Origin of the sequence: Sphingomonas daechungensis (assembly GCF_014489495.1) — a bacterium.
In the GTDB taxonomy this organism is placed as follows: Bacteria; Pseudomonadota; Alphaproteobacteria; order Sphingomonadales; family Sphingomonadaceae; genus Sphingomicrobium; species Sphingomicrobium daechungense.
Genome location: NZ_CP060781.1, coordinates 48,888 through 65,706, shown reverse-complemented (window position 1 = coordinate 65,706; position 16,819 = coordinate 48,888). Strand labels below are relative to the sequence as shown.

At 59.7% G+C, this 16,819-nt stretch carries 15 protein-coding genes and 5 pseudogenes; 9 read left to right on the top strand and 11 right to left on the bottom strand.

Annotated features, from left to right (window positions below; all coding sequences use genetic code 11):
- Nucleotides 1–123 precede the first annotated feature (123 nt).
- The 4 genes from H9L15_RS16085 to H9L15_RS20680 all read left to right on the top strand — a co-directional run bounded on the left by H9L15_RS16085 (nt 124) and on the right by H9L15_RS20680 (nt 2,776).
- Nucleotides 124–735: a hypothetical protein gene (locus H9L15_RS16085; protein ID WP_187716017.1), complete on the top strand. Its 612-nt coding sequence runs from the start codon at nt 124–126 to the stop codon at nt 733–735.
- 104 nt (nt 736–839) lie between these two features.
- Nucleotides 840–1,202 (top strand): DUF3768 domain-containing protein, encoded by a 363-nt coding sequence (locus tag H9L15_RS16080; RefSeq protein ID WP_187716016.1) that lies wholly within the window; start codon nt 840–842, stop codon nt 1,200–1,202.
- A gap of 349 nt (nt 1,203–1,551) precedes the next feature.
- Entirely contained in the window at nt 1,552–1,806 is a 255-nt protein-coding gene (locus tag H9L15_RS16075) for a hypothetical protein (RefSeq protein ID WP_223276753.1), read from the top strand.
- 247 nt (nt 1,807–2,053) lie between these two features.
- Nucleotides 2,054–2,776, top strand: a complete 723-nt coding sequence (locus tag H9L15_RS20680; protein WP_187716014.1) for a beta-1,6-N-acetylglucosaminyltransferase — start codon at nt 2,054–2,056, stop codon at nt 2,774–2,776.
- Between the two features lie 348 nt (nt 2,777–3,124).
- On the opposite strand, the gene H9L15_RS16065 is transcribed toward H9L15_RS20680, so the two are convergent.
- From H9L15_RS16065 to H9L15_RS16035, 7 genes and pseudogenes are all read right to left on the bottom strand, one after another.
- A complete protein-coding gene (locus H9L15_RS16065; protein WP_187716013.1) occupies nt 3,125–3,334 on the bottom strand; it encodes a hypothetical protein in 210 nt (69 codons plus the stop codon).
- A gap of 849 nt (nt 3,335–4,183) precedes the next feature.
- Nucleotides 4,184–4,483 (bottom strand): hypothetical protein, encoded by a 300-nt coding sequence (locus H9L15_RS16060; RefSeq protein ID WP_187716066.1) that lies wholly within the window; start codon nt 4,481–4,483, stop codon nt 4,184–4,186.
- Nucleotides 4,440–4,703 (bottom strand): translation initiation factor IF-1, encoded by a 264-nt coding sequence (gene infA, locus H9L15_RS16055; protein WP_187716012.1) that lies wholly within the window; start codon nt 4,701–4,703, stop codon nt 4,440–4,442. Before infA ends, H9L15_RS16060 begins: the two co-directional genes overlap by 44 nt.
- Nucleotides 4,704–5,157: 454 nt before the next feature.
- Nucleotides 5,158–5,355 (bottom strand): annotated as a pseudogene (locus H9L15_RS18220) (cold-shock protein); the annotation flags it as partial.
- A 785-nt stretch (nt 5,356–6,140) separates the two neighbouring features.
- A complete protein-coding gene (locus tag H9L15_RS16045) occupies nt 6,141–6,317 on the bottom strand; it encodes a hypothetical protein (protein ID WP_187716010.1) in 177 nt (58 codons plus the stop codon).
- A 13-nt stretch (nt 6,318–6,330) separates the two neighbouring features.
- Nucleotides 6,331–6,567 (bottom strand): hypothetical protein, encoded by a 237-nt coding sequence (locus H9L15_RS16040; protein ID WP_187716009.1) that lies wholly within the window; start codon nt 6,565–6,567, stop codon nt 6,331–6,333.
- Between the two features lie 345 nt (nt 6,568–6,912).
- Nucleotides 6,913–7,746: pseudogene (locus H9L15_RS16035) on the bottom strand (aldo/keto reductase).
- Nucleotides 7,747–7,832: 86 nt separating this feature from the next.
- On the opposite strand from H9L15_RS16035, the gene H9L15_RS16030 reads away from it, so the two are divergent.
- From H9L15_RS16030 to H9L15_RS16020, 3 genes and pseudogenes are all read left to right on the top strand, one after another.
- Nucleotides 7,833–8,648 (top strand): TMEM175 family protein, encoded by an 816-nt coding sequence (locus H9L15_RS16030; protein ID WP_223276752.1) that lies wholly within the window; start codon nt 7,833–7,835, stop codon nt 8,646–8,648.
- 36 nt (nt 8,649–8,684) lie between these two features.
- Entirely contained in the window at nt 8,685–8,999 is a 315-nt protein-coding gene (locus H9L15_RS16025) for a putative quinol monooxygenase (protein WP_187716008.1), read from the top strand.
- Nucleotides 9,000–9,040: 41 nt separating this feature from the next.
- Nucleotides 9,041–11,647: pseudogene (locus H9L15_RS16020) on the top strand (excinuclease ABC subunit A).
- 310 nt (nt 11,648–11,957) lie between these two features.
- On the opposite strand, the pseudogene H9L15_RS16015 reads toward H9L15_RS16020, so the two are convergent.
- From H9L15_RS16015 to H9L15_RS16005, 4 genes and pseudogenes are all read right to left on the bottom strand, one after another.
- Nucleotides 11,958–12,898, bottom strand: a pseudogene (locus H9L15_RS16015) (hypothetical protein).
- A 722-nt stretch (nt 12,899–13,620) separates the two neighbouring features.
- Nucleotides 13,621–13,829: pseudogene (locus tag H9L15_RS20765) on the bottom strand (glutathione S-transferase family protein); the annotation flags it as partial.
- A gap of 371 nt (nt 13,830–14,200) precedes the next feature.
- Nucleotides 14,201–14,416, bottom strand: a complete 216-nt coding sequence (locus tag H9L15_RS16010; protein WP_223276751.1) for a hypothetical protein — start codon at nt 14,414–14,416, stop codon at nt 14,201–14,203.
- Nucleotides 14,417–14,506: 90 nt separating this feature from the next.
- The gene (locus H9L15_RS16005; protein WP_187716006.1) at nt 14,507–14,842 is read right to left on the bottom strand and encodes a hypothetical protein; all 336 of its coding nucleotides are present in this window, start codon (nt 14,840–14,842) and stop codon (nt 14,507–14,509) included.
- A 414-nt stretch (nt 14,843–15,256) separates the two neighbouring features.
- On the opposite strand from H9L15_RS16005, the gene H9L15_RS16000 reads away from it, so the two are divergent.
- Nucleotides 15,257–16,261, top strand: coding sequence for an LLM class flavin-dependent oxidoreductase (locus H9L15_RS16000; protein ID WP_187716005.1), 1,005 nt, complete (start codon nt 15,257–15,259; stop codon nt 16,259–16,261).
- A gap of 228 nt (nt 16,262–16,489) precedes the next feature.
- Nucleotides 16,490–16,648, top strand: a complete 159-nt coding sequence (locus H9L15_RS15995; protein ID WP_187716004.1) for a hypothetical protein — start codon at nt 16,490–16,492, stop codon at nt 16,646–16,648.
- The last annotated feature ends 171 nt before the right edge of the window (nt 16,649–16,819 follow it).

The following is a 16,819-nucleotide window of genomic DNA, read 5'->3' as shown; positions in this document are numbered from 1 at the left end:
TGCACAACGCTGTAGCGCAGCGCCTTGGCTTACTTGGCAAGGGGACGAGATGGCTGGCGAAGTCAGTGACCCTTCCCTGCCAGACCGCGTGCGTCATTGCCGTGGTGCCCGAGGGCGGCACCCATGATTACCCTGTCTCGGTTTCGTAGGATCGAGGCGGCAGTCGTCCGAGCTGGTCATGGTGAGGATGTTCAATGGGCCGAGCAGATCGGGCAGCCTGCTGACGCCCGTGAATTCGCCGGGATCGCCATCAACGTCGTTTGCAATTCAGGAATGAAGTTCTCGATCGCTCGAGAGATTTTTGGTCGATGCATGGCGGCGCTGGAGCAGTCCGGTTCGGTCCGGGGCGTGTTCGGCCACCCGGGCAAGGCCCAAGCAATCGAGGTCATTTGGTCAGAGCGGCAGTGCTTGTTCGACCAGTTTCACGCTGCAGAAGACAAGCTCGCCTTCTGCGAGGCTCTTCCCTGGGTTGGGCCGATCACGAAGTATCACCTGGCTAAGGACCTCGGCCTAGATGTCGCCAAGCCCGACGTGCATTTGGCGAGGCTCGCACGGCGAGACAGGATCTCCGTCCAGAGAATGTGCTCGAGACTGGCCCGCCAGGCGAACCTTAGAGTGGCCACCGTCGACACAATCCTTTGGCGAGCCTGTGCCACCGGCATTCTGGATTCTGACCGGTATGACGGTGAAGGCTGGCTTGCGGCATTCCGCGGCCACCCAATCGTAAACCACTAGTTCCGCGGCGCTGCGGCGCCGGCTTCATCACCGTTGGCTCCACTCAACGGCACGCGTGCCGGCGACGCTGCGCGTCCAAATTCCACCAAGCGAAGGAGGTCAGAATGAACTGCACTGCACAGTCGAGTTGCGTTCCGAACGTTCCTCGAGCCGAACAGATCGCACGACTGAACGACAAGCTCCGCACGACAGCGACTGGCGGGACCGTGCTCATTACTAGTGGCATCAGGAACCTGGGGGAATTCAATCCGCTCGAGCTACTGCACCGGCTGGCAGCGTATCAGGACTTTGATGCCGATAGCGACCCTCATGGCGAGCGCGACTTCGGAGCAATGGACCTCTGGTCAGCGGAGCTCCTTTGGAAAATTGACTATTACGCACCGGATCTGATGTTCGGTTCAGAAGATCCAGCCGACCCGACCAAGACCCACCGCGTCCTGACCGTAATGCTCGCCGAGGAATACTGAGGTGTTTGTCAGTCTTGATGGGAGGGGCCAGTGCGCCCCTCCTCCGTCGGCAAAGCTCCCGGGATCGGGCCTGATTCAACCGCTTTGGCACGGCGACGATTGTCTGGGTTTGAGCGGCCTCTTCGCCATTGTAAACGCCATCAGGCTACTCCTGGCACCTGCACGAGGAATAAGCGCCGCCGATCAGCATGCACTTTTGAGGATAGGCCTGCAATTCCTGAACGGTCGGCTCACGCCTGAGCAAGCCGTGATTTGCGGGCTGCGGAAGACGCTTTGGCATTCGCTCGCTCACTCACTGTGCGATCACGCCAGGCGTAACTTGGGCCACCTCGTCCGAGTTGAGCGAATTATGATGTCGCCGCTCGCCGATCGAGGTGACGCATTCAATGTCATCCACCAAACCGTTCTGGAAAGACGGGCCATGCTTCTGCTGATGCGAGGCGGCAGATACTCCGTCATCAAAGGCTACTCGCCTTCGAGCTTTTCCTTGTTCGATAGTGGTGGTTCCTGGTGGATGATGAAGAATGTCACGGGCGTCTGCGGAGATTCAGGAGATGCTCGCCACGTGTTCTACCCGGCGACGTTCCTGGCGATGAGCGCCTAAAACAAAAGGCGTCTGAGCCCGTCGTGAGGTTTCTCCTCAAATTGGCCTTTGAGAGGTCGAGGCCGACCTGTCGCGGTACTTGGCCCCGCAAGCCGGCTGGACAGCATCGGAGCATTGAGTACCGTTCCTGCTGTTGTGGTGCCGGAGGGCAAGTTTGTCAGTGAGTTCCGGAGCGTCCGTTGGGTTCGTTATTCTTTCGCACGCCCACCCCGAGCAAGCGCTTCGGCTCGTGGATACATTGAACCGAATGTATCACTTCCCTCCCATCGCGTGGCACCACGATCTGTCACAGTCGCCGCTCGATGTGGCGAAGGTGCTCCCGAACGTACGCCTGGTCACGCCGTCTCTGCGCACTGGCTGGGGAAAGTTTAGCGTGGTCCGCGCGTTCCTTGCTGCTCTGGAACTTCTCTACACCTCGGATGATCCGGATTGGTTCTGCCTTCTGAGCGGCGCCGACTACCCGACATCCAGCGCCGATGCCGTACTGCAGGAGTTGGAGGCTGCAGAATGCGATGCGTTCCTCGACGTCCATCAGCTTGGTCCGACGCGACCGAGGGCGCAAATTGTCGGGGACTGGAATCCTTCGCTCGCTCACTTGGAAACGTCCGAGCAGTACAGAGCCAAGGACCGGTTCTATAACAAGGGCCAATTGTGGGTACCCTTGCTGAGGACGCGTCCCAGGCTCCGACTAGGTCGGCACACGTTCCATCTGCCGATTGATGGGAGGCATCCATACTCAAGCCACTTTGGCCTGTTCTGGGGCGATCATTGGTTCACGGCAAACCGCCGGGCAGCCGACGTCCTGCTCTCACCGACGGCCAATCACCGAAAATTGGCACGCCATCTTACTCGGCGAGTATTTCCCGAAGAGTGCTACTATCAGACAGTCCTCTGCAATTCCCCCGCCTTACCATCTGTCGCGACAACAGGCGCTTCGCAGTGTGGAATGGCGGAGGAGCCCACCCGATGATGCTTGGCGAGGCAGAGCTGCCGCCGATTCTCGCGTCCGGCGCACATTTCGCAAGAAAGTTCGCGCCCGGCGCGCCAGTGTTGGATGATCTCGATCGTACATTGCTTGGGTAGCTTGAGGCTACGGTAATGCCGGTTCGAATCAGCCAGAAAAGACCGCGCCACCGACTATCAAAATACCCAAAGGCACCTGCCAAGGCGAGCAAAGGTCACCACCGAGTCGGTGATTGGGAAAGGCGCAGAGTGCGACGCCAGAAAGTCGTCGATATAGGGGCCTGAGGGAGTGCTTCGAATCACTCGTAAGCGACAATCGCAGACCGTCATTGTCCCTTGTCGGATTTGCCCATGCTCAGGCGTCGCGGTCCGGCATTTCGCTACCCCGATTAGATCGAAAGAGTTTCTTCAATGGATACCAGATCAGCCCCAAGGCTCCGATTCCCACGGCGGCGATGAGCGCGAATAACGAGCCGATGAAAGCAAGTCCGGCTCCTGGACCCATGTAAGCATAGGCGGGATCAGCAGCGAAGAGTACTGCCAAAGCGAGCACGGCGACGCGCATTCTTCCCTCCTCGATCGAGAGCAGCGGCTATCGGGCTCGTACCTCAATGGCCGATTATTAACCATCAAATCCGAACCGCCCGTAGTCTCTATTTGGGATGCTCGCTAATCAGGTCGTCGCACCGGGCCGACTGCATCGCTAAGCCGCGCGGTTAAGGACCACTGTCATCAGGACTCCAAGATGCATTTTTGGTTTGCGATCGCCGCGACAATTTTCGCGCTCAGCACGACCATAATCAGTGTAGCCTTGATTGTTAGATCAGGATTGGAACGCCGTGACCCAAAAGTTGATCGACGCTCAATCGCTCGCCCATCGTCGCATCTATAGATCCTGACACCTGCCCCAGCGGTTTCCGCACGTGCTGCATTCGGTCGTCAGGTTGTTCCAACGTGCATCGTGGACAATTTTGGTAGCGAGTTTGGTGAGAACGATTTTTGAGGACGCGGAAGCCCGTCAATTGCGGGAGCTGCTGGCTTGGCAAAACTCAGAGCAGTTCAGGTCCGAGAACAGGCCTCTCTTGCCCGACCGCTCAATGTGGAATTGGCGTCCCGCCGGAGGACGGCTCACAGGCTTTCCTATTGATCCGCATCGTTGAACAATCAACTAATCTTCGATGACCCATTCGGACGGTGGAGGCGGCGGCTCGCCAGTCTTCCAACAATCCAGATCCGACGACCACTGAAGGATCGCCAAAAGTATGGGCTGGGGGATATACGGGCAGGTCTCTTCGATCGCAGCGCGAACGCCGCGCAGATAGGCGTCACGAAAGAGCTCTTCTTGGTCCACCGGGATTTGGGTAGTCCCTACCTGCACTTCCGTCATTAACCTGAATTGTATTGGGTCCCCTCGTCAGTGAGTATCTGAATGCTGCCCATCCCATTCGAGATTGGCAAATTCAACCATCGCGGCGTCCCATATCTTGCGGTCGTGCTCGTCGAGCGTCTCCCGAGACTCTACCGTCACGATCAAACCTGTTTTGCGGTAGGCATAAACGACCTGTGGCGGAGCCCTATCGGCTATAAGTGCCTCTAGGATGCCTGGATCGCATCTGGTTGAATTGGTGAGACGGTTCATCGGGAACAGAACCTTAGGCTTACTATCGCGCTCATCGTCGGAACTGCCGCCGCCGGGGACCGGGTTGGTGCCCAACCACCTTCTCCCGATAGACGATTCGTCCCTTCGATAAGTCATAGGGAGTCATCTCGACATGGACTCGATCCCCGACGATGGACCGTATCCGGAAACGGCGCATCTTCCCTGCCGTGTAAGCAATGATCTTATGCTCGTTATCCAACAAAACACCGAAGCGCCCGTCGGGTAGAATTTCATCGATTACGCCTTCGACTGTAAGCAGCTCTTCTTTCGCCACGGATTAATGACTTGGCGAAGTCGTGAGCGAAGATCCTTGCTCGTGATCAGTTTCATCCGCCGCGACGCTCAGGCAGGTGAAGCGCGGCCGCGAAGCAATTCGCGGTGTCTCTGTCGCTGAGACTAGACGAAGCCTTGGCCGAAGCTGATGAATGTTGCTGTGAGAGGAAACCATTTGAAGCCTTTCGAAGACGGAGTAGCAGTCTGGCCAACATTATGGGCCGTGCAGGCCGATGCTGCGTCGAACCATCGTATCGATCCAATCATCAGTGCCGTCCGATTGCGCGTCACCGACCTGGCGGAACTCGTTTGGAGCTGCTGGAGGCCGTCGGTGCGGCTTTACCCGCCTGGGACGCTTGGCCAAGCTAGGAGCCTTTCGAAAGTAAGTCCTGTTCGGTTGATACTCCGTCCGATTTAGGAGACGGCTGGTCCGAACTGGCCGTCTCGTCCCCCACCTTCAGGTTGATCGCACTCATCTTGCCCGGGCGTTCCTCGGCCAGATCATAGGAAATGCGCTGGTTTTCGCAGAGCCCACTCATGCCCGCCCGCTCGACGGCGCTGATGTGCACGAACGCGTCCCTGCTGCCGTCGTCGGGCTGGATGAACCCAAAGCCCTTGGTGGTATCGAAGAATTTTACGGTGCCGATCGGCATTTTGATTTCCCTTCCTTTGGGCGCCGGACATCGGCGACCTCTGCTAGAAGCTGCGTGAGAAGGAAAAAGGGCCGCTAAGCGCCAAAAACCGTCAGTTGTAGACTGGTAGCCTCAAATATGTAGCAGCCAATGGGCAGCTTTGTAAGCCGGGAACGAAAGTCATTCCGATGTTTAGGTTTAGATGTTGAATCGTGTTAATGGCCCTCATCGCGCGATTTCTTCGACAGGCTTGCGCAGCTGAGAGACCGATCGCGTTCCCGCTGGCGTTTTGGGAGCGTCTTATGGACCTCAATTATCTTACAGAAGGCAACAAGTCTCCTTGTTCAACGCCGACAATGCTGCCTGCGGCAGGTCGCGCCTTGCACATCAGTAGTTGGCCGACGCCTACGCCGCGCTCATCTCCGTAGCGAAGAACAGGAACGACGCCCGCATGGTAAGTCCCATGGCCTCAGGCGAAGGATCGCCCAAGTTGACGCGCGAGATTTTTCCGAACCTCAGCGAGAAGTTCGTCGCCCGCCCAATGCGTCGAAGCGAATGTCGGGATCTCGGCCATTCTAAGGTGGGAAACATGAAGTTACACGGCAGCACCGAGGGAAACCTCATCTCGGCAATTCGCAGCGCCGGTCGCTTGCGGCAACGTCCGGTTCACGCGGACACCATAAAGTTCTGGTCAGACCTCGTATCGCACGCACGGACCGAATTGTCCTCCTGCGTGGCCTTGCCGTCGAACGGGCTGAAGCACCTGATTTCGGAGCTGGAGCTGGAGATCGCCCGGCGAGCGCGACCTACAAGACAGCCCAGCGCTGAAAGATGACCGACCCGGCCCGGTTCACCAATTCTACCCGATGCGCTTTTTCGAGGCCGATCGCCGCGACCGCCAACTCCTTGGCTTCTTCCAGCGGCGCTTCTAGGAGCTCTGTGCGGGTGAGCTTGTTTCCGCTGTAGAGATTCAGTCGGTACATGGTGCCGACCGCCCTAATTCTCGGCTTGCACGATACGGATGAAATCGATCGGACTGGGGCTGGCTTTCATGAGCTCGGAGGCCTGGTGGAGCAATGCATCGAGCTGCACCCGGTCAAAGCCGTCGCGACCCGGATCGAGTTCGAGGTCGGTTTCGACGCAAAGGACGACTTGCCTCTCAGCGCCCTTGATCTCCCATTCATGCCAGTAGTCGACAATTGACGTTTCATCGCTACTACTCGTGCTGGACATCACACTGCACCGCCCCGCTGAAGATCCATGCTTCGCTGCGGCGATAGCGTCACTTGCGCTGGAATAAAGGTACCCGCTCCATTTGCCTCCGCGCTGCCGTTATCGGAGGCAACTTCATTCATGGCCGACTCCCGACTTGTAAGCGGGAGCACTTCGACTCTCAGTCGCGCACGCCTACAAAGAGGGAATTCCGCGCGATGTATTCATGTACCATGGACGCGACAGCTTACCAACGCGCAATACTGTATTTAGAAGCAATGTCCGCTTCCCACCAAGTGCAGACAGTTGCGGAACGGCGGATCACCGAAAATAAATTCCGAAGCCCTTTCAAACCGCGATGAGCTGCTAAAGCATCGGCAGACCTGCGGGTTTTGGCCCGCGAGGGAAGGCAGCGTCGATACGCGCCAGTTCGATGTCGGACAGCTTGAGATCGCCTGCGGCGGCGTTTTCGCCGGCATGTTTTGAACTCGACGCCTTAGGAATCACGAACGTCAAGCGAGCGAGAAAGGCGAGCGCGACCTGGCGGGACGTCGCATCGTGGGCCGCCGCAATCTCCGCGAGCACTCGTCCTGCCGGCGAATGCTCGCCGGGGAAGTTCCCGTGCCCGAACGGGCTGTAGGCGACCACTGCCGTCCCGTGCCGGTCGCACCACGGGATGACTTCATGCTCGATTGCCCGTTCTTCGAGATTGTAGAGGACCTGGTTGCAGGCGATCTTGCCCGGGCCTGCAATGTGAAGCGCTTCGTCGAGATCGGGAACGTCGAAGTTGCTGACGCCCCAGGCGAGAATCTTACCTGAACGCGTCAACTGCTCGAATCCCGCGAATGTTTCACTCAGCGGAATCCGGCCGCGCCAGTGCAGCAGGTAGCAGTCGAGACGATCCGTCCCGAGGCGTGACAGCGAGCGTTCGCACGCCGCGATTACCCTATCGGCCATCGCATTCTGGGGAAGGACTTTCGAGACGAGAAACAGCTCGTCGCGTCGGCCGTCGATCGCTTACGCGATCAGCAATTCGGCGTCGCCGTACATTTCGGCGGTGTCGATGTGTGTCATGCCCTCGTCGAGGCCGCGGCGGAGCGCTGCAATGGCAAGCTCCCGCTTACTCTCATCGATCTCCCAAGTGCCCTGGCCGACGATCGGAAGGTCCTGCGCGGTTAGGCCAAACTGCCGAAACTGCATCCTCGACTCCTGATGTTGCCCTGAGGCTCGCCTCGACGGAAGTTTCGCCGTCGTTGACAGCGATCATTTCACTAAATCCGTGGTGAGTGGGCTTCGTTCCGAATGCGTCTCCGATCCGGCTCGCCGCGAACATCCCCGGCGATGACCAGCACTTGGAGCGTGCGGTTTTGAACGGCATTGGCAACTTCATGCCGTCCCATCTGTTGGCCTACAGATGGGATAGCCTCATGGCGAAGAATTACGGCGCGATTCGGGGCCTTGCTCGCTTCGAAGGCTTCACGGACGGGGTGTTTGCGATCGCGCTCACCCTGCTAATCGTCGAGATCAAGCCGCCGGGCGCTCCCGATGGGCCACACGGCTATACGAGCCTCGGCATCGCCATGGCGGAGCAATGGCGCGAGCATCTCGCCTTGCTACTCTGCTACATCACCATCGGCGCCTTTTGGTTGCAGCACCATTATACGGGCCGGATCTACGCGCGCAGCGATCATGTCTTCGGGCTGATCAACCTTCTGTTCCTGCTGGCGATCGTGGTGACCCCCTATCCGATCCGGGTTTGGTGCTATCAATTCGGCACCCCGTCCGAGCCGGCGGCGGCGGTGACGCTGACCGTCGGGATGGCCGCCACGGCGGTCGTCTGGATGATGAAATGGTTCTACGGAATGTCGGGCGAGCGTAGGGTGATGGACGATCGCCTTGCGCCAGACTTTCTGAAGCAGATGACGCGACGTTACGGCATCGCGACGCTGATTTTGATCGCAGCGGTGCCCGTGGCGGCAGCGGCGCCACAGATCGGCGCCGGACTTTCCATGCTTACAGTCGCCTGGTTCCTCATTCCGCAGCCCAGCCCGCGCTATCGGCCCGGGCAGGAACCGCGCCGCGAAGAGAAAGAGGATTCGTAGCTTCAAGTTCCCATCTATCGAAGAAGGAGAAAGCTGATGATTGACCGTGCATTGTTCGTTCGCCTCAAGGCGAAGGAAGGCAAGGAGGACGAGGTCGAAGAGTTCCTCAGGAGCGCGCTTGACAACGTCATGGAGGAGGAGGGAACGATCGACTGGTATGCCGTCAAGTTCGGCCCGCGTGACTTCGCGATCTTCGACACGTTCGGAAGCGAGAAGGATCGGCTGGCGCATTTGGCCGGAAAGGTCGGCCAGGCGCTGATTGCCCACGCCCCGAATTTGCTCAGCAACGTCCCCCAAATCGAGCATGCCGAGCTGCTGGCGTCCAAGGAAGCAGTGGCGGAAGCATTTTAGCCACGAGACCCGCGTCCGATTTCCGTAATCCGGTGTCAAAGATGATCGCCCCTTCAACGCAGCACGACGGGCTCGGTCGCTCAATCCGAAGAGGAGTGGTCCGCGTGACAGATGCTAAGGTCTCCGGCTTCGTCCGTGTGCGCGGTGCACGGGAACACAATCTCAAGAATGTCGATGTCGAAATCCCACGCGACGCGTTCGTCGCGTTCACTGGCGTGTCGGGATCGGGCAAGTCGTCGCTCGCTTTCTCCACTCTCTATGCCGAGGCCCAGCGCCGCTATCTCGAATCGGTCTCGCCCTACGCCCGCCGTCTCTTTCACCAGATGGAGGTGCCCGAGGTCGACGAGATAGAGGGCCTGCCCCGGCGGTGGCGCTTCAGCAGCAGCGCGGATCGCCAACGACGAGATCATCGGTCGGGAGCGTCACCACCCTCTCTAATCTGCTGCGCATGCTTTACTCGCGCGCCGGCGACTATCCGCGCGGACAGCCGCATCTCGATGCGGAATCCTTCTCGCCCAACACGCCCGAAGGGGCTTGTCCGCGCTGCCACGGTCTCGGCTGGATCCACGAGGTGACGGAAGCCTCGATGGTGCCCGAACCTTCGAAAACCATCCGGGAGCGCGCCATCGCCGCTTGGCCGACGGCCTGGGGTGGCCAGAATCTGCGCGACATTCTGATCAGTCTAGGGATTGACGTCGACACGCCGTGGCGCAACCTGCCGAAGGAAGTGCGCAACTGGATATTGTTCACTGACGAGCAGCCGCAGGTGCCCGTCTATCCCGGCTGGAGCCATGACGAGATCCAGCGCGCGATCCGCCGGAAAGTCGAGCCGGCCTATATGGGCACGTTCTCAAGCGCAAAGCGCCATGTCACCCACAGCTATGCGACCACCCAGAGCGCGATGATGAAGAAGCGAGCGGCCCGCTTTATGATCGGCCGCGCCTGCCCGGTCTGCCACGGCAAAAGGCTGCGGCCGGAAGCCCTGTCGGTTCGGTTCGAAGGGCTGGACATCGCCGAGATGGGCCGCCTGCCCATGGCCCGCTTCTCTAAGATCTTCGCGCCTTATGCCGAGGCTAAAGCCGGCAAGCTGAAGGCGCTGCGCAAGACGCACCCCGAGAAGGCGTTGGTGGTCGAGCGCATCGCCGGCGATCTGTGCCGCAGACTGTCGGTACTGCTCGATCTCGGCCTCGGCTATCTGACGCTGGAGCGGAGCACCCCGACCTTGTCGCCGGGCGAACTCCAGCGGCTGCGGCTGGCGACCCAGGTGGTCTCCAACCTGTTCGGGGTCGTGTATGTGATGGACGAACCTTCGGCTGGGCTCCATCCCGCCGACACCGAGGCTCTGCTGCGTGCGCTCGACGGATTGAAGGCGGTCGGCAATTCGCTGTTCGTCGTCGAGCATGAGATGGACGTCGTTCGCCGTGCCGACTGGATCGTCGATGTCGGCCCGGCCGCCGGCGAGCATGGCGGCGAGATCCTCTATAGCGGCCCGATCGAGGGACTGCGCAGCGTCGAGGCCTCGGAGACGCGCCGTCATCTGTTCGCCGAGGGGGCGGCGTGCCGAGCCGGCTGCGTGCACCGGCGGGGTGGCTTCGGCTGGAAGGGGTGACGCGCAACAATCTCAAGGCGCTCGACTGCGCCTTTCCGCTCGGCGTGCTGACGACGGTCACGGGGATCTCCGGATCTGGCAAATCAAGCCTGGTCAGCCAGGCGCTGGTTGAGTTGGTCGGCGAAGCCCTCGGCGCTGCGGCACCGGTTGAGGAGCCGGAAGATGCCGAAGCCCTGCTCGAGGACCGTCCAGCCGCTCCCAGCGAGGGCCGGATCGTCGGCGGAATCGAGGACATCAGGCGCCTGATCGAGGTCGACCAGAAGCCGATCGGACGCACCCCGCGCTCGAACCTCGCCACCTACACGGGGCTGTTCGACCATGTCCGCGCCCTTTTCGCGGCGACTCCCGAGGCGAGGACCAGGCATTACGACGCCGGCCGATTCTCGTTCAATGTCGCCAAGGGCCGCTGCCCGCGCTGCGAAGGCGAGGGCTTCGTGATGGTCGAATTACTCTTCCTTCCGAGCGTCTACGCGCCCTGCCCGGTCTGTCACGGCACCCGCTACAATCCGAAGACGCTCGAAATCATCTATCGCGGCAAGTCCATCGCCGATGTGCTCGCCCTCACCGTCGAGGGAGCGTGGGATTTCTTCGCCGACGCGCCCAATGTCTGCCGGTCGCTCAAAGTGCTTCGCGAGGTCGGGCTCGACTATCTGCGTCTCGGCCAGCCCGCGACCGAATTTTCCGGCGGCGAGGCGCAACGGGTCAAGCTCGCCACCGAATTGCAGCGCGCGCAGCGCGGCGGCGCGCTTTATGTGCTCGACGAGCCGACCACCGGACTCCACCCGACCGATGTCGAGCGATTGCTCAACCAGCTGCAGACCCTGGTCGACACCGGGAACAGCGTCATCCTCGTCGACCACGACATGAAGCTCGCAGCGGCGAGCGACTGGGTGATCGACATCGGCCCGGTGCCGGTGAAGATGGCGGCCGTATTGTCATCGCAGGCCCGCCGGCAAGAATTGCGTCGTTCAAGACCAGCTGCACCGCAACCTATCTACGGCGCGCGCTGGGAGAGGAGCCGGTCGCAAGCGCGGCCTGAGCGACGATTGGGGACGCTCCGTGGGAAGCAATCTGCGCGATATCGTGGAGTTACTGTGCGACCCGCATAAGCTGCACTGGTTCAGATACCAACGACCACCACAAACCCCTCCCCAGGGAGGTTCGATCAGTTGGTCGGAATGCCGACTGTTTCCAGATTGGTGGCTTCATTAGCTGAGCAGAGCGAACGTCTTTTTCGCCGATTCTGCCGCTAAAGCGCAGTTAGCATCTCTGTGAGCGCCCGATCGAGAGCCTCCTCAAGCCCTGCCAGCACAAGAACTGAGGACGGCGCGTCCCGAGCAGCCGCCGAGTTAGTCTGCCGGAATGGCGCCCGCCAGCGCGGCGGCGCGTGTTGTCTTCTGCTGTGTCCGCAAGGCGCCGGACAGCCAGCTTGCGATGTTTAGCGCGTAACAGTGCGTGTCCGCCATCGCTTGTGGCACTCGCAGCAGGCCGTCACCCGGCTTTTCGCTGACAAAGCTTGGGCAGCCGGCCTGCGGGTCCCAATTATAGTCGGCGAAGTGGTGGAAGGTGCTTTCGGCAATCGCTGCGCCGCCATGCTTGCCAGGCTCGAAGGCGACAGCGATGTTGAAGTCGACGCCGGTCGCCTTGCTCTTCCCTTTCACGATAACCCGCGCATCCTCTCCTTTCGGAGCGCCGATGTCGCCCTCGTGAGGGTGAGACGGCAGGAAGTGGATCGAGCCCATAGGTGATCGTTCGTTGGCGAGCACGGGATGGGCCTCCCCGACAACCTCGATTTCCTGAAAATCGCCGTTCGCCCCGGAGTGAAAGTTCGGCCAATCAATGTCGGCCGTATAAGGGTCGTCGCGCTTGCGACGGCTGACGTCCGGATCCGGCTGTTTGGAATGGAAGTAATGCGCCTTTCCAACGCCGCCTAAGGTGCAGACTGATGACCCCAAGTCCATGTGGTCGCGCGTCACGAGCAGTCCCCGCCATTCTTTCTGAAGCGGGAGATGGCAGCGCAATCCTCCTCTGTGAGACCGTTCCCGGTATCAACTGCGAACAGCCAAAGCTCGTCGAAGTCGCTTCCATCGATGGTCGATAGCACCGGGTCCGGCCTCCCGGGCGGATCGCGATCGCGCGCGGTCACTTCGTAGAGAGTGTTGCCGCTTTCATCGCGCGCATCGCGAAGCAGCGCAGCAAGGCTGCTGAAGCGCGCGATCGACCAATCGTCTTCGGTTGTCGGGATGGTCGTTTGAAGAAGGATCTTCTTCGGCTCCGGCTGTTGATTCACAACTTGGCTCCTTGATTGGCAAGCGGGAGCTCGATGGTCTCTCTGCCAGGCGTATGCTTACGGGAGGGAAGCCGCCCAATTGCCGTCTCGTAGCACCGAATGGAAGCGAACGCTCGACTTATCCAAGTCTGCTCCACGAGAGTCGGCTCAAGCAGAGTGTCCGCTTTCCCCAAACTTGCCGCGACGTTTTTCGACCCATTGCAGCCAATCGCCCAACGGCGATAGATTCACTTAAGCACGGAGGCGGCATGAACAGAGGCAATGGGTTTATCGCTGGAATCTTCATAGGTGTCGCGGTTGGCTTTGCCTTGAAGAATGTCGCCATAGGGATCGGAGTGGGTGTTGCTTTGGCGCTTGCCTTCAGCGCCAGCGCCAAACGGACTCCTACCGACGACGCTTAAAGTGCGGCGTGACAATGAAGTGGCGGCTTTCTACCCTTTCGCGCCGCGACAGCCTTGGCCCCATTCCTGCCATCACCGAGTTGGCGTAATCACTGGTCAGCAGGCTTCGCAGCTTCGGCGCTGTGCACGACACCGATGCAATCAATTTTTGGCGCCTTGAAACACCGCAAACTGCGCCTCAAACGCTCGCTGGAACGCTGGTCGACTTTTTCCCCGCTCAACGTAATCGGCGAGGTTTGAGGATTCCTCCACGATGTTGCGGGTGCCAGGAAAGTTCGACGGCTCCAGCGCCGAAGCACAGTGACCATGAGGAGGCCGCGCTGACTCGAAAAGGACGAGTCGCCCCTCCTCGTAGGTGGGGATGCTGCCAAAGGGGTTGAGCGAGAGGTAGCATGGCTGTTTGAGGACTTCCAACGAACGCAGCTCCGTAGGGCCGACCGACCTCCTCAAAGGCCCAGCTAAGGCGCATGTCACGGGCGTGGCCCTGCCCCTTACCCCGGGGAAGATTCGAAAGCGGTGATCGTTGGCATGGCGGACTCCAGCGCAGCTAGGCCACGGGCATCGTCCAACGACCGCTTTTCGACCCATTGCGTACACTAGCGCACCATGAGACGCCGGCGTGATGCTGAATCCGTGCTGTGAAGAGCTGCGAAGGGACGCGACTATTATAAGCGCGTCACTGAGATCGACTTACCGGACGCACTTGTCGAGCTACATCCGACTGCGGGAGCGGCGACGATGTTGCTAACGTCGAGCGGTCGCTACGACTGCTTCATCCAGTTCTGCCCATGGTGTGGAACGCGCATCGGCAAGGAAACGCAGGAGCTTGTCTACTTCGGTTTCAACCCATTCGAGTAGCGTCCGCTGTCGACCTAGAGCGGACACTACACGTCCGACTACGCTAGCTGGCCGCACGTTTGGGCGGAACAGAAATCAAATCGCTGCGCTCGGATGAAATGCCGAGGTCCATTTTCATCTCTTCAACGATAACCACGGGCGAGGCTGACGGGCCGGCTGCTGAGTTTTCGGTCGACAGAAGTTTCGGCAAGAAGCTTGAAGAGTTGGACGGCGCCTTCTTCGGGGCTGACTCGATACGCAATGGACGGCTCGTCCCCACGCGTAAGACCTTCCATTCACGGCCGAGTGTAGCATTTGCATTGGTTCGGAATTGCTTCCTTCGTCCGGCACCGACTGAGCCAAGGACTTCTCAACGGCTTTTTGACGCCTTTATTCTCGCATCTGCGCTTTCTTTGATCGCATCAGCTTTCATATCCGCCTGCTTCCGGACGATCTTGGCTTCATCATTCAAGGCCTGCGCTCGTACATTCAAACGCTTCCCGGTCATGCCACCCGCCTGATTTGCTTCGTTCCCCAGATCAGAGGCTTGCTGCTCTAGTCGATCTGCTTCGCTAGCCGCCCGTTTCTCGACTGACGCGCCTTCTTGTTGGGCATCGTTCCGTAACTCGTCTGCAGCCCGCTGCTCAGCTGTGCGTTGGCAAGCGGCCGCGGCAAAAACAATGATAGCAGCAAGTAGCGGACGCATTCAGCACCTCATGACGAAGTGAGACTCCAACGCGTTTCTCCCTTCATTGTGCCAAGGCGCAATTCCCTAAACATTTGTCACTGATCTGGAGGTACCCTCGGTGAGATTGGCTCGGAAGTTCCGAAGCCGATGAGAGACAGAGCGCCCCTTCAAGTGAATGCCCCGTGAGGATCGCGTTCACCTGCCGTCGAGAAAGAACAGTTGGACCGCAGACCGGTGAAGCCCACTTGATCGCGAGCTCATAGTGTCCGCTTTCCGCTCAAAGCAGACATAAGTCGCGACCCACCTTCGACATCGGCAGATTCCTCGTTTTGTGCGCTTTGACGTCAATGCGACTTGGATCACAGCTGATCGGGAGCATGTACTTCAGACGGTACGGGTTGATCTCGTCACTCGGACGACCATCTCGTGCGAATGATCCCTTTGTCCGTTCTAGATCTCGCACCCATTGTAGAGGGAGCAACTGCTGGCCAAGCTTTTCGCAATTCCGCAGGGCTTGCACAGCTTGCGGAGCGGTTGGGTTACAGGCGCTTCTGGATGGCCGAGCACCATTCAATGCCCGGTATTGCCAGTGCCGCCACGGCCGTTGTGCTTGCTTATGTCGGTTCGCAGACCTCCAACATTCGCATCGGTGCGGGAGGCATCATGCTCCCAAATCATGCCCCGCTGACCGTCGCTGAGCAGTTCGGAACACTTGAGTCTCTATACCCCGGCAGGATCGATCTTGGATTGGGGCGTGCTCCCGGAACAGACCAAGCCGCGGCTCACGCTCTCCGACGCAATCTCGCGTCCGACGAAAACCAGTTCCCGCGAGACGTCGTCGAGCTTCAAGAGTACTTCCGCGGTGAAAGTGGCGGGGTGCGTGCCGTTCCGGGCGAGGGGCTCAACATTCCGCTTTGGATACTCGGATCTAGCCTGTTCGGGGCTCAGTTAGCGGCGATGCTGGGGCTTCCCTATGCCTTTGCGTCTCACTTCGCGCCGCAAATGATGATGGAAGCCGTCTCGGTCTACCGAGAGCGGTTCAAGCCATCTGAACAACTTGCGAAGCCGTACGTCATGCTGGGCTTCAACGCGATCGTTGCGGACACTGACGAGGAAGCAAAGCGGCTAGCCACCTCGGTACAGCAGGCGTTTGTCGCGCTTCGAACCGGACGTCCGATCCAGCTTCCACCCCCAAAGGCAGGCTACCTCGAAGAGCTTCCGCTCGAAGGCCGTGCGCTTCTCCGGTCAATCCTGTCTGTATCCGCAATCGGCAGCCGAGAGACGGCGCGCCACCAGCTTCAACAGTTCGTCGATCGCACCAAGCCCGACGAGCTCATGGTAACCTCTCAGGTGTTCGATCACGAAGCACGTCTCAAATCATACGAACTGCTCATGACAGCCGTGCAGCAAACGTCCGAGACCCCAACAACGGGCTAACCTCGGTATGCGGGAAGTTTCCCGCTCAAACTGCCGTGGCAGCTTCTTCAACGACGAGATCCCGTGCTTAAAGAGACGTTTGAACTAGGTCGGAAGGTTTTGACGTTGAGCCCAATCACGCCGACCATTTCACGCGTGGTCACCTTCCGGAACTCATTGCTCCCCGTCTTGTTCAGTCTCTGTCAGAAAACACAGTGCGGCATCGCCGCCGCGGCTGCGGGGGCAAACTTGGAAGAGCCTGTGTTGCTGCTGGTCGAAGATGACGCACTGGTTGTCATGGTTGCCGAGGATGCCCTCGAGCTGGGTGGTTATGCCGTTAGAGTAGCCATGACCGGTGCCGAGGCTCTGGACGCGCTCGACGCACCGGGGCGGGGTTCGCGGGACTGATCACCGACATTGGCCTGGGTGGTGGCCCCGATGGCTGGGAAGTCGCCAGATATGCGCGGGAGCATCAGGCTGACATTCCGATCGTGTACATGACTGCGTTGAGTGCCGGAGAGTGGCCCACACACGGAGTTCCGAACAGCCAACTTGTGCAAAAGCCGTACGCTCCGGCAC

Bases quoted from the DNA above. Each gene is read 5' to 3' on its own strand.
- H9L15_RS20680 (WP_187716014.1), top strand. From the start codon at position 2,054: ATGTATCACTTCCCTCCCATCGCGTGGCACCACGATCTGTCACAGTCG.
- H9L15_RS16085 (WP_187716017.1), top strand. From the start codon at position 124: ATGATTACCCTGTCTCGGTTTCGTAGGATCGAGGCGGCAGTCGTCCGA.
- H9L15_RS16005 (WP_187716006.1), bottom strand. From the start codon at position 14,842: ATGCGTCCGCTACTTGCTGCTATCATTGTTTTTGCCGCGGCCGCTTGC.
- H9L15_RS16075 (WP_223276753.1), top strand. From the start codon at position 1,552: ATGATGTCGCCGCTCGCCGATCGAGGTGACGCATTCAATGTCATCCAC.
- H9L15_RS16080 (WP_187716016.1), top strand. From the start codon at position 840: ATGAACTGCACTGCACAGTCGAGTTGCGTTCCGAACGTTCCTCGAGCC.
- H9L15_RS16040 (WP_187716009.1), bottom strand. From the start codon at position 6,567: ATGTCCAGCACGAGTAGTAGCGATGAAACGTCAATTGTCGACTACTGG.
- H9L15_RS16000 (WP_187716005.1), top strand. From the start codon at position 15,257: ATGATCCCTTTGTCCGTTCTAGATCTCGCACCCATTGTAGAGGGAGCA.
- H9L15_RS16065 (WP_187716013.1), bottom strand. From the start codon at position 3,334: ATGCGCGTCGCCGTGCTCGCTTTGGCAGTACTCTTCGCTGCTGATCCC.
- H9L15_RS16045 (WP_187716010.1), bottom strand. From the start codon at position 6,317: ATGTACCGACTGAATCTCTACAGCGGAAACAAGCTCACCCGCACAGAG.
- H9L15_RS16025 (WP_187716008.1), top strand. From the start codon at position 8,685: ATGATTGACCGTGCATTGTTCGTTCGCCTCAAGGCGAAGGAAGGCAAG.